Here is an 11,833-nt window from a genome sequence, read left to right as displayed (position 1 = left end):
ATCGTTCGACTTGCATGTGTTAAGCACGCCGCCAGCGTTCGTCCTGAGCCAGGATCAAACTCTCCGTGAATGTTTACCGGTAATCCGGTTGAACACCACGATGAGCGGAACAGTCGAGCGGAATAGGCTCGACCGTTCACAGCGTCCTCGCTGTGTTTTTTCAAAGGAACCTCGTCCCAGCAGATGCTGGAGACGGGGTATCAACTAAATCTGGCGTTGATTTTTGGCACGCTGTTGAGTTCTCAAGGAACGGTCGCTTCCTTTGTACTCACCCTCTCGGGCTTTCCTCCGGGCTTCCCTTCGGTGTTTCCGACTCTATCAGATCTTTTTCCGATCCGATTTCCTCGGTGCTTTCCAGGTTCTCGCTTTCGCGTTTCCCTTTCCGGCGGTTCCGACTCTATCAGAAGTTTTTGGCCGGTCTTACCGGCCGCTCATTTCTGAGTAATCGGATTGCGCTTCTCGGAATCGCCTGAGCGACTTCTTCGGGAAGCAGATAGATTTTAGCGGTCAACCTTGAGCTTGTCCAGCTCCAGGCAACTGTTTGACTCTACCTCCCCGGTCGACCCGTGTCAACGGGTTTCTTGGGGCGATCAGGAGACTAGCAGCTCACAGGCCGTTTACGCACATCAGGCGGCTGTGGGGACGGTCGCGCTGCGCTCGGCGGCCAGGAGGTCGCCCGTCTCACCGGCGCGGACCGCGCGCCCGCCCAGGACATAGACGTAGGTCAGGAACGCCAGCTCGGCTGCGATGCCGATGCCGATGCGGGTCCAGGTGGGCAGGCCGGAGGGGGTGACGAAGCCTTCGATGGCGCCGGAGACGAACAGGACCAGGGCGAGACCGATGGCCATGCCGACGGCGGCGCGGCCTTCTTCCGCCAGTGCCGTGCGGCGGCTTCGCGGGCCCGGGTCGATCACTGTCCAGCCGAGGCGGAGTCCCGTACCGGCGGCGACGAAGACCGCGGTCAGTTCGAGCAGACCGTGCGGGAGGACCAGGCCGAGGAAGGTGTCGAGGCGGCCGGCGGAGGACATGAGACCGAAGCCGACGCCGAGGTTGAGCATGTTCTGGAAGAGGATCCAGAGCACGGGGAGCCCCAGGAAGACGCCCAGGACCAGGCACAGGGCGGTGGCCTGGGCGTTGTTCGTCCACACCTGTGCGGCGAAGGAGGCGGCCGGGTGGCTCGAGTAATAGGTCTCGTACTCGCCACCGGGGCGGGTCAGCTCGCGGAGGTGGGCGGGGGCCGCGATGGTGGCGCGTACTTCCGGGTACGTGCCGATCCACCAGCCCAGCAGGATGGCGACCGCGGTCGAGACTAGTGCGGTGGGCACCCACCAGTGGCGGGTCCGGTAGACCGCGGCCGGGAAGCCGTGGCTCAGGAAGCGGGCGGCGTCGCGCCAGGAGGCGGGGCGAGTTCCGGTGACGGCGCTGCGGGCGCGGGCGACGAGTCGGCTGAGGCGACCGGTGAGCTGGGGGTCCGGCGCGCTGGACTGGATCAGGGAGAGATGGGTGGCCGTGCGCTGGTAGAGCGTGATCAGCTCGTCGGTCTCGGCGCCGTTGAGCCGGCGTCTGCGACTGGTCAGGGCGTCGAGGCGGTCCCACTCGGCTTGGTGGGCGTAGACGAAGACGTCCAGGTCCATGGGGTCCGCCTGCTCCTCGGCCGGTCGTCGTTGCATGTGCCGCTGTCAGCTTGTCGTACCGCGACGCGATGTGCGCTCAGCTTGGCAGACTTGCCCCAAGGGGCGGATCAGGGGAAGGACGGCGGGGCATGAGCGAGTTGGTGACCGGGGAGGCGGTGGCGCTCGAACTGCGGCCCGCGAAGCTGCCGAGCAGGGCGCTGGCGGTGTTTCTGGACCTGGTCGTGGCCGTGTTCGTGTACATCGGGGTGTCCATCGTGGTCCTGCTGGCGACCGCGTCGCTCGACGACGCGGCGCAGATGGCGCTGTCCATCGCGGTGTTCCTGCTGGTCCTGGTCGGTGCTCCCGTCGCGGTGGAGACGCTCAGCCATGGGCGCTCGGTGGGGAAGCTGGTGTTCGGGCTGCGGGTGGTGCGGGACGACGGGGGTCCGATCCGATTCCGGCACGCGTTGGTGCGCGGTGCCGTCGGGGTGGTCGAGATCCTGCTGACGTTCGGGGTGGTGGCGTGCATCGCGTCGCTGGTGTCGGCGCGCGGGCGGCGGCTCGGGGATGTGTTCGCGGGGACGCTGGTGGTGCGGGAGCGGGTTCCGGTGGGGCGGGCGTGGCCAATGCCGGCGCCGCCGCCGGGGGTCGTGGAGCGGTTCGCCGAGCTGGATCTGTCGGCGGTGCCGGACGGTCTGTGGCTCGCGGTGCGGCAGTACCTGGGGCGGATGCGTCAGCTCGATCCGCGGGTGTCGGCGGCGATGGCCGGGCGGCTCGCTGCCGATCTCGCGGGGTGTACGGGGACTGCGGTGCCACGGGATCTGCCTCCGGCGCTCTTTCTCGCCGCCGTGGTCCAGGAGCGGCAGGCGCGTCAGGCCGAGGCGCAGGTGGAGAGCGGCGCGGGTCAGGGGCCGGTGATCGGTGGGGAGGTGCCGGGCAGCGGTGGACACGGGCCGAGCGGTGGCGGCTGGGCTGCGCCGGGGAGCGCTTCGGTGCGCGAGGTTCCGGTCCACGAGGCTTCGGTGGAGCAGGCGCCCGCGGTGAAGGCGCAGGATTCCGGTTCCCGGCCGACCGGATTCGTCCCTCCGGCCTGAGCGGCGCCCCGGTTCTCAGGTCCGGTTATCGGGCGCGGTTCTCAGTCGAACGTCGACGGTGGGGATTTGAGGTCTTCCAGCTCGATGCCGGGGGCGGAGAGGACCACGTCCCCGGCGAGGTGCACGGTGTGCTGTTCGCCGGTGTCCAGGGCTGTGACCTGGTACGCGTCCACGATCAGGGGTCCGTTGTCAGTGGCGTGTGTTTCTCTGTCGACCAAGGCCCAGGACTGGTCCAGGGTGCGTGGGGCGAGCACCGGGTCGGTGAGGGCGACGAGGCGTACACGGGTGGCGGTGGACGAGGGGGTGAGGCGCAGCAGTCGGGCGGTGGCGACGAGGAACGCGGGGGACGTGCCGGTGAAGGCGTGGGCGCGCACATTGCCTTCGGTGGCCTGGGTCCCGGTGGGGTCCGTGCGGACCCAGGAGATGCCGTCGAGGGCGGCGCCGCGTACCTGCCAGTCGCCCGCGTGGATTTCGAGGCGCAGGGGGCGGCCGAGGTCGTCCAGGGCGAGGTCGACGGAGCCGCCGTGGTCGCCGGCCGGGGTGGTGAGCTGTGAGACGTAGCGCCAGCCGGAGGGGCCGGGGGCGCAGTGGAAGTGTTCTTCCGCGAGAGGGGTGTGATCGTGCGGATCGTGCAGCGAATAGCGGCCACGCGGCATGACGGGTCCTGGGGTCTGGCGGGCTGACGGTGCGGCCGCGGGGCCGACGGTCGGCCGGAGCGGGACAGGCCCCCGGCACGGGGGTGCGGGGGCCTGTCCGGGTCGCTCAGTAGCGGTAGTGGTCCGACTTGAAGGGGCCGTCGACCTCGACGCCGATGTACGCGGCCTGCTCGGGGCGCAGCTTGGTGAGCTTGACGCCGAGCGAGTCCAGGTGGAGGCGGGCGACCTTCTCGTCCAGGTGCTTGGGGAGCACGTAGACGCCGGTCGGGTACTCGTCGGGCTTGGTGAACAGCTCGATCTGGGCCAGGGTCTGGTCCGCGAAGGAGTTGGACATCACGAACGAGGGGTGACCGGTGGCGTTGCCCAGGTTCAGCAGGCGGCCCTCGGACAGGACGATGATCACCTTGCCGTCGGGGAAGGTCCAGGTGTGGACCTGCGGCTTGACCTCGTCCTTGACGATGCCGGGGATCTTGGCGAGGCCGGCCATGTCGATCTCGTTGTCGAAGTGGCCGATGTTGCCGACGATGGCCTGGTGCTTCATCTTGGCCATGTCGGCGGCCATGATGATGTCCTTGTTGCCCGTCGTGGTGACGAAGATGTCGGCCTTGTCGACGACCTCGTCGAGGGTCGTGACCTGGTAGCCGTCCATGGCCGCCTGGAGCGCGCAGATCGGGTCGATCTCGGTGATGATCACGCGGGCGCCCTGGCCGCGCAGGGACTCGGCGCAGCCCTTGCCGACGTCGCCGTAGCCGCAGACGACGGCGGTCTTGCCGCCGATCAGGACGTCGGTGGCGCGGTTGATGCCGTCGACGAGGGAGTGGCGGCAGCCGTATTTGTTGTCGAACTTCGACTTCGTGACGGCGTCGTTCACGTTGATCGCCGGGAAGAGCAGGTCGCCATCGCGCTGCATCTCGTACAGGCGGTGGACGCCGGTGGTGGTCTCCTCGGTCACGCCGCGGATCTCGGAGGCCAGCAGGGTCCACTTCTGGGAGCCGTCGCTGATGGTGCGGTTGAGCAGTTCGAGGATGACGCGGTGCTCGTCGGACTCGGCGGTGTCGGGCGAGGGGACCTTGCCGTCCTTCTCGTACTCGACGCCCTTGTGGACGAGGAGGGTGGCGTCACCGCCGTCGTCCAGGATCATGTTCGGGCCGCCGGTGGGGCTGTTCGGCCAGGTCAGCGCCTGCTCGGTGCACCACCAGTACTCCTCCAGGGTCTCGCCCTTCCAGGCGAAGACCGGGACGCCCTGGGGGTTGTCGGGCGTGCCGTTCGGGCCGACGGCGATGGCGGCGGCCGCGTGGTCCTGGGTGGAGAAGATGTTGCAGGAGGCCCAGCGGACCTCGGCGCCGAGGGCAACCAGGGTCTCGATGAGCACGGCGGTCTGCACGGTCATGTGCAGGGAGCCGGTGACGCGGGCGCCGGCCAGCGGCTGGGCCTCGGCGTACTCCTTGCGGATCGACATCAGGCCGGGCATCTCGTGCTCGGCGAGGGTGATCTCCTTGCGGCCGAACTCGGCCAGGGAGAGGTCGGCGACCTTGAAGTCCTGTCGGTTGTCGACAGTCGTCATTGCGGGCTGCTCCTCGGAGTTGGGGCGAGGTGGGTGGGGCTGGTCTGCGCGGCGACGGACACAAGGGTGCCCGAAAAGAGGACACGGGCGTGCCCGGGTGCGCGCAGCGCAGTCCGTCGGAGGCCCTCTCTCCCTCGGACGGTCCGCTCAAGGACCGCCCGACCGCCATCAGCAGCGACGTCTGGCTCCGTCCCAAGCTAACACCGCAGACGCGGGCTGCCCCAGTCCGCCTCTCGGGCCGGTGGGGTGTCCGGTACGGCGGACGGGGCCCGCCCGGGTGGGGGCGGGCCCCGTCGGGCGAGGTGACCGGGTGGCCGGAGCGGTGGCTCAGTGATCGGCCGGGTGGGGGGTGGGACCGCCAGGGGTTGCCTTGGGGTCCGGACCCTTGGCGGCCTCGGCCTCGCTGTAGATGTCGGGCTCCAGGTAGATGACGCGGGCGATCGGGACGGCTTCGCGGATGCGGGCCTCGGCGGCGTTGATGGCGTGCGCGACCTCGGTGGCGGTGTCGTCGTGCTCGACGGCGATCTTGGCGGCGACGAGCAGTTCCTCGGGTCCGAGGTGGAGGGTGCGCATGTGGATGACGCCGGTGACCGTGTCGCCGTCGACGATGGCGGCCTCGATCTTCTTGACGTCCTCGATCCCGGCGGCTTCGCCGAGGAGCAGGGACTTGGTCTCGGCGGCCAGGACGAGGGCGATCAGGACGAGCAGGACACCGATGCAGACGGTGCCGATGCCGTCCCAGACGCCGTCGCCGGTGAGGAGGGCGAGACCGACGCCGACGAGGGCGAGGACCAGACCGATCAGGGCGCCGAAGTCCTCCAGCAGGACGACCGGCAGCTCGGGAGCCTTGGCGCGGCGGATGAACTGGGCCCAGGAGAGCTTGCCGCGCAGCTCGTTGGACTCCTTGATGGCGGTGCGGAAGGAGAAGCCCTCGGCGATGATCGCGAAGACCAGGACGCCCACCGGCCAGTACCAGTGCTCGACCGGGTGGGGGTGGCTGATCTTCTCGTAGCCCTCGTAGATGGCGAACATGCCGCCGATGGAGAACAGGACGATGGAGACGAGGAAGGCGTAGATGTAGCGCTCGCGGCCGTAGCCGAAGGGGTGCTGGGGGGTCGCCTCGCGCTGGGCCTTCTTGCCGCCGATGAGCAGCAGGAACTGGTTGCCGGAGTCGGCGACCGAGTGCACACCCTCGGCGAGCATCGACGAGGAGCCGCTGAACGCGAACGCCACGAATTTCGAAACCGCGATCGCGAGGTTGGCACCGAGTGCCGCCACGATCGCCTTCGTACCGCCTGACGCGCTCATGTGTCCGCGTGTCCCTTCACTGTCGTACGTCTACGCCGTCTCGGCGTGTACCCGTCTTTGCCGGTGCTTTGCCGGTGGGACATTGTTGCAGCCCACCGGGGTGGCGGGGCGTCAGTTGTCCACAGGCCCGGTCATACGATCACAGTGGCACGGAAGACGGTGCCCGTTCCGGCCACGTCGACGCGCTCACCTGCGGGGACGTAGACCGAGTGACCCGGCGACAGCTCGTGCTCGCCCGCGCGGACGGTGCCCGCCGTGCACAGCAGGATCTGCGGGGTGTCGCGGGTCAGCTCGCGGACGGCGCCGCCCTCGGGCAGGACGAGGCGGGAGAGCCGGAACTCGTCGATCGGTGTCTCGTAGACCTCCTCACCCTCCGGCGACGCCTCGGGGCGCAGGACGCCCGGGTCGCTCGACTCGAAGCGGACGATCCGCAGCAGCTCGGGGACGTCGACGTGCTTGGGGGTCAGACCGCAGCGCAGGACGTTGTCCGAGTTGGCCATGATCTCCACGCCCAGACCGTCGAGGTAGGCGTGCGGGATGCCGGCGCCGAGGAACAGGGCTTCGCCGGGCTGGAGCCGGACGTGGTGGAGCAGCAGGGCGGCGATGACGCCGGGGTCGCCCGCGTAGTGCCGGGCTATTCCGGCGTAGGGGGCGTAGGGACCGCCGAGGCGGGTGAAGGCGGCACTCGCCTCGGCGACGGTGCGGGCCATGTCCGCGCGGTCGGCGGTGAGGATCGCGGTGAGGACCTCGCGCAGGGCGGCGTCCTCGGGGCGGGCGCGCAGCGCGTCGGCGTAGGGCTTGAGGGAGTCGACGCCGAGCCCTTCGAGCAGCTCGGCCGCCTCGGCGGCGGGGCGGAAGCCGCACAGCCCGTCGAACTCGGTGAGCGCGCAGATCAGCTCGGGCTTGTGGTTGGCGTCCTTGTAGTTGCGGTCCGGAGCGTCCACCGGGATGCCCCGGCGCTCCTCGTCGGCGTAGCCCTCCCGCGCCTGGGTGAGGTCGGGGTGGACCTGGAGGGAGAGCGGGGCGCCCGCGGCGAGGAGCTTGAGCAGGAAGGGCAGCCGGGGTCCGAACTTCGCGACCGCGGCGGCGCCGAGTTCGCGCTCGGGGTCGGCGGCGATGACCTCGGTGAGCGGACCGCGCGGGGTGCGCGAGGGGGCGCCGGGGTGGGCGCCCATCCACATCTCGGCCTGCGGCTCGCCGGTCGGCTCGGTGCCGAGGAGGTGCGGGATGGCGGTGGGCGAGCCCCACGCGTAGGGGCGGACGGTGTTGTCGAGGCGGTCCATGTGTCTCTCTGTCTCCGTACGTGCGCTGCGCGGCCGGTGCCGGGGATGGGCGCGGGCCGGACCACTGGCTCTCACAGGGGCGGGCGGTCCGGGAGCAAGGTCAGGCGGCGGAGGCGAGCGCCAGGTAAACGGCGGCGAAATCCGTGACGGCGATCAGTTCCGCGAGGGTCTCCAGATCGCCGCCCTCCTCCGGCTCGAGTTCGCTGATCGGCGTGTCGTGGCTGAGGGCCAGGTCACGGGCGGCGGGGGCGGCGGTGAGACCGCCGAGGGGGCGGTCGCGGAGCAGCACCACGCGCGCGTGCAGGGCGGGCGCCTCCTCCACGCGGTCGCGGAAGAAGTCGTCGGGGTCGGCGCTCGCGGCCAGCGGACCCGCGAGGAGGGCGCTGTGCGCGGCGAGTGCCTCGGGGAGTTCCGCGACGAGCGCGGGGCGTCCGGAGAGTTCTGCGAGGGCGTCGGCGAAGCGGCGGCCCGCCGGACCCGCGGAGGTGCCCTCGGTCCAGACGACCGGGAGCGCGTCGGCCAGTTCGGCGGCCAGGGTCTTCGCCGGGTTGCTGTAGGTCACGACGGCGGGTCCGCAGCGCTCGGCCACCCGGTCCAGGCGGTCCGCGACCTTCTCCAGGGCGTCCGGGTCCGCCGCGAGCAGACCGACGCGGTCCAGCAGGGCGAGCAGCGGGGTGAGCAGGGCCCAGAAGACGCCGGGCGAGGCACCGGCGAGGGGCTCCTCCTGGTCGTAGGGGGTCGTGGCCATCGGGATGAAGAGACCGTGCGCCCCGGCGACCGCCTCGCTGAGCGGGGAGCCGGAGGGGGCGACCGCGACGACGGAGCAGCCCCGGCGGTATGCCTGTTCGGCCAGGAGGGACAGGCTCGGTTCGCCGCCGTCCGGGGTGGCGATCAGCAGCAGGTCCACGGAACCGGCCCAGCCGGGCAGTTCCCAGCGCAGGGCGCCGGGGGCGGGGGCCACGCCGGTCGGGGCGAGACGGATGACGGGGCTGCCGGGTCCGGCCAGGGTGCCGAGCAGGTCGGCGGCGTGGGTGGCGGCGGCTCCGGGTCCCGCGATCAGGACGGCGCGGGGGCGGCCGTCCGGCCTCAGGGTGCCGACGCCCGCCTCGACGGCGTGCCGGGCGGCCGTACGGACCCGGGCTCCGGCCTCCGCCGCTCCGCGCAGGAGCCCTCGGCGGTCGGCGTCGGCGAGGCCCTCCGGGGTGTCCAGGAGCGATTCGTCGAGCATGGGCGGCAGCCTCCGGTCGCCGGGGATCCTGTCGGTGTGGTCGGGCGCGCGGATCGCGGTGAGGCTCCGGCGCCCGGCGGTGCTACAGCGGGCGGCGCGCCTCGTCGACGAGCAGGACGGGGATGCCGTCGCGGACCGGGTACGCGAGACCGCAGTCCTGGCCGGTGCAGACCAGTTCGGTGCCCTGCTCGGAGTCCTGCGCGCCGTCCTGCTCCTTGAGCGCGGAGTGGCAGGCCGGGCAGGCCAGGATCTGCAGGAGGCCGGCTTCGAGCGCCATGGGGTGTCCCTTCGGGCGGCGGTACGGGATGTACGGATGTGCTGGTCAGATTACCGCCGTACGGCGGCACGGCCGGGACCGGTCGGTCGCCGCCGGTCGGAGCGCGGGCGGCCGGTTCAGGCGCGGATGAGCGCCAGTGCCTCGTCGCGGATCTTCTCCATGGTGGCCTCGTCCCTGGCCTCCGCGTTCAGGCGGAGCAGGGGCTCGGTGTTGGAGGGGCGGACGTTGAACCACCAGTCGGCGGTGGAGACGGTGAGTCCGTCGAGGTCGTCGAGGGTGACGCCGGGGCGGTCCGCGTAGGCGGCGCGGATCGCGGCGAGGCGGCCCGCCTGGTCGGCGACGGTGGAGTTGATCTCGCCGGAGCCCGCGTAGCGGTCGTACGCGGCGACGAGGGCGGACAGCGGGCCGTCCTGACCGCCGAGGGCGGCGAGGGTGTGCAGGGCGGCGAGCATGCCCGTGTCGGCGTTCCAGAAGTCCTTGAAGTAGTAGTGCGCGGAGTGCTCGCCGCCGAAGATGGCGCCGGAGCGGGCCATCTCGGCCTTGATGAAGGAGTGGCCGACGCGGGTGCGGACCGGGGTGCCGCCGTTCTCGCGGACCACCTCGGGGACCGTGCGGGAGGTGATCAGGTTGTGGATGACGGTGCCGGAGCCGCCGTTGCGGGCCAGCTCGCGCACGGCGACCAGCGCGGTGATCGCGGACGGGGAGACCGGGTCGCCGTTCTCGTCCACGACGAAGCAGCGGTCGGCGTCGCCGTCGAAGGCGAGACCGAGGTCGGCGCCCTCCTGCACGACCCGCTTGCGCAGGTCGACGATGTTGGCGGGGTCCAGCGGGTTCGCCTCGTGGTTCGGGAAGGTGCCGTCCAGCTCGAAGTACATCGGCACCACGGTCAGCGGCAGCCCGGCGAGGACGGTCGGGACGGTGTGACCGCCCATGCCGTTGCCCGCGTCCACGACCACCTTCAGCGGGCGGATCTCGGTCAGGTCGACCAGGGAGCGCAGGTAGGCGGCGTAGTCCTCCAGCGTGTCGCGCGCGGTGAGCGTGCCCGGGACGGCGGCGGGTTCCGGGGCGCCCGACTCCAGCCACCGCTCGACCAGTGCGCGGATCTCGGCGAGCCCGGTGTCCTGGCCGACCGGTGCGGCGCCCGCGCGGCACATCTTGATGCCGTTGTAGCGCGCCGGGTTGTGCGAGGCGGTGAACATCGCGCCGGGCAGACCGAGCGCGCCCGAGGCGTAGTAGAGCTGGTCGGTGGAGCACAGACCGATCTCGGTGACGTCCACGCCCCGCTCCGCCGCGCCGCGCGCGAAGGCGCGGGTGAGACCCGGCGAGGAGGGGCGCATGTCGTGGCCGACGACGATCGCGCGGGCGTCGGTCACCTCGGCGAAGGCGGCGCCGAAGAGCGCGGCCAGGGACTCGTCCCACTGGTCCGGGACCACTCCGCGCACGTCGTACGCCTTCACGATCTGCGACAGATCAGCAGTCACGGCCCAGCCTCCCGAAAGTCCTGTGGGTGCCCAAAACTACCCGCCCGGGGGATTCGGCCGGGCGCGGGACACCACAAGGGGGGCGCGAAGGGGCGGACGCCGTGTCAGTTGTCGGGTGAGCGCAGGACCCGCAGATGACCGCGGCGGGCCACCTCCATGGGGTCCGCGGTGCGCGCGCCGCCCGCTCCGGCCGATCGCTCCTGGGGGCGGGCCGCCTCGCGCACGGCGTTGGCGAGTGCCTCCAGGTCGTCACCGCTGGGGCGGGCGGGGGCCGAGCCGTCGAGCAGGCGGACGACCTCCCAGCCGCGCGGGGCGGTCAGGCGCTCGGAGTGCTCGGCGCACAGGTCGTAGCAGTGGGGCTCGGCGTAGGTGGCGAGGGGGCCGAGGACCGCGGTCGAGTCGGCGTAGACGTACGTCAGCGTCGCGACGGCGGGTCGGCCGCAGGCGGTGCGCGAACAGCGACGTACAGGGCTCACGACGTTGGACGGTACCGCACTCTTGAGCGGGCCGCGACGACTCTCCACCAGGTCACTCCACCGTGTCGTGCTGTGAACCGCCCCACACGCCCTTCCGGACAAGCCCTGTTGACCTGCTGCGACGCGTGTTCGCGCAATTCCCCGGCGGGGTGCGAGCGGTCACGAGTCGGCGCAAACCTCGTCAATTACCTTGTGTGTGCCGGTCTTGGAGAGTTACGGAAACGAGCCTTGGAACGGCCGGACCGGTCATCCGCGGACACCTGGGTCCGGCGCGGACCGCCGCGTGGAGCCGGGCGCGGCGGGCGGCCGAGGACTAGGCTTCACCGGTGATGGACAACCGTGTACCGCCCCGTGCCGCAGGCCCCGGGCCCCGCCGCCGTGATCGTCACGGGCGGGGCATGCGGGGGCCCATCGCGCCTCCCCAGGTACCGCTGGCCGCCAGTCGTGGCGAGGTGTTCGCGGATCTCGTGCAGGACTCCGTGGACCGGCTGGAGCGGCGGTGGCCGCAGCTCGCCGAGGTCGACTTCCTGGTCCTTGAGGTGCCCCGCCTTGAGGGCACGGGCGACGCGTGGGCCGACGAGGCGGTGCCGCTCGGCGGGATCATCCCCGCGCGGGAGGGCCGGCGGGCGCGGGTCGTGGTGTACCGGCGGCCGGTGGAGATCCGCACCAAGGGGCGCGAGGAGCGGGCCACGCTGGTGCACGAGGTCGTGGTGGAGCAGGTGGCCGAGCTGCTGGGGCTCACCCCGGAGACGGTCGATCCCCGGTACGGCGAGGACTGACCGGTAGGGCGAGGACCAGCCGGTGCGGAGAAGAGCGGCCGGTGCGGAAAACAGCGGCCGGGCCACGCGTGCGT

Annotated in this window: 11 protein-coding genes and 1 rRNA gene; 2 read left to right on the top strand and 10 right to left on the bottom strand. The window is 71.3% G+C overall.

The genetic code is table 11. From position 1 onward, the window contains the following. Together IF655_RS17150 and IF655_RS17145 are read right to left on the bottom strand one after the other, a co-directional pair. Positions 1 to 70 (bottom strand): 16S ribosomal RNA (locus IF655_RS17150); the annotation flags it as partial. Positions 71 to 626: 556 nt separating this feature from the next. Further along, on the bottom strand, positions 627 to 1,634 hold the full coding sequence (locus tag IF655_RS17145; RefSeq protein WP_199585686.1) for a stage II sporulation protein M: 1,008 nt from the start codon (positions 1,632 to 1,634) through the stop codon (positions 627 to 629). 128 nt (positions 1,635 to 1,762) lie between these two features. Between IF655_RS17145 and IF655_RS17140 the strand changes: the two genes are divergently transcribed. Beyond that, entirely contained in the window at positions 1,763 to 2,707 is a 945-nt protein-coding gene (locus IF655_RS17140) for an RDD family protein (protein ID WP_199585669.1), read from the top strand. Positions 2,708 to 2,748: 41 nt separating this feature from the next. Here IF655_RS17140 and IF655_RS17135 read toward each other — a convergent pair whose 3' ends face one another. The 8 genes from IF655_RS17135 to IF655_RS17100 form a co-directional block, all read right to left on the bottom strand. Further along, positions 2,749 to 3,363 carry a hypothetical protein gene (locus IF655_RS17135; protein WP_199585668.1) on the bottom strand — a complete coding sequence of 205 codons (615 nt, stop codon included), beginning with the start codon at positions 3,361 to 3,363 and terminating at the stop codon, positions 2,749 to 2,751. 106 nt (positions 3,364 to 3,469) lie between these two features. Further along, the gene (gene ahcY, locus IF655_RS17130) at positions 3,470 to 4,927 is read right to left on the bottom strand and encodes an adenosylhomocysteinase (protein WP_199585667.1); all 1,458 of its coding nucleotides are present in this window, start codon (positions 4,925 to 4,927) and stop codon (positions 3,470 to 3,472) included. Between the two features lie 327 nt (positions 4,928 to 5,254). Further along, positions 5,255 to 6,235: a cation diffusion facilitator family transporter gene (locus tag IF655_RS17125; RefSeq protein WP_199585666.1), complete on the bottom strand. Its 981-nt coding sequence runs from the start codon at positions 6,233 to 6,235 to the stop codon at positions 5,255 to 5,257. A 131-nt stretch (positions 6,236 to 6,366) separates the two neighbouring features. Further along, positions 6,367 to 7,518, bottom strand: coding sequence for a mannose-6-phosphate isomerase, class I (gene manA / locus IF655_RS17120; RefSeq protein ID WP_199585665.1), 1,152 nt, complete (start codon positions 7,516 to 7,518; stop codon positions 6,367 to 6,369). 100 nt (positions 7,519 to 7,618) lie between these two features. After that, positions 7,619 to 8,746, bottom strand: coding sequence for an SIS domain-containing protein (locus IF655_RS17115; protein WP_199585664.1), 1,128 nt, complete (start codon positions 8,744 to 8,746; stop codon positions 7,619 to 7,621). A gap of 82 nt (positions 8,747 to 8,828) precedes the next feature. Beyond that, positions 8,829 to 9,023 (bottom strand): Trm112 family protein, encoded by a 195-nt coding sequence (locus IF655_RS17110; protein ID WP_199585663.1) that lies wholly within the window; start codon positions 9,021 to 9,023, stop codon positions 8,829 to 8,831. Positions 9,024 to 9,139: 116 nt separating this feature from the next. Then, positions 9,140 to 10,504: a phosphomannomutase/phosphoglucomutase gene (locus tag IF655_RS17105; RefSeq protein ID WP_199585662.1), complete on the bottom strand. Its 1,365-nt coding sequence runs from the start codon at positions 10,502 to 10,504 to the stop codon at positions 9,140 to 9,142. 104 nt (positions 10,505 to 10,608) lie between these two features. Continuing rightward, entirely contained in the window at positions 10,609 to 11,028 is a 420-nt protein-coding gene (locus IF655_RS17100) for a DUF3499 domain-containing protein (RefSeq protein ID WP_199585661.1), read from the bottom strand. A gap of 281 nt (positions 11,029 to 11,309) precedes the next feature. Between IF655_RS17100 and IF655_RS17095 the strand changes: the two genes are divergently transcribed. After that, positions 11,310 to 11,759 (top strand): metallopeptidase family protein, encoded by a 450-nt coding sequence (locus IF655_RS17095; protein WP_199585685.1) that lies wholly within the window; start codon positions 11,310 to 11,312, stop codon positions 11,757 to 11,759. Positions 11,760 to 11,833: the final 74 nt, after the last annotated feature.

The organism is Streptomyces sp. DSM 110735, assembly GCF_016482685.1.
GTDB lineage: Bacteria > Actinomycetota > Actinomycetes > Streptomycetales > Streptomycetaceae > Streptomyces.
This window is presented reverse-complemented; position numbering and strand designations above follow the sequence as displayed.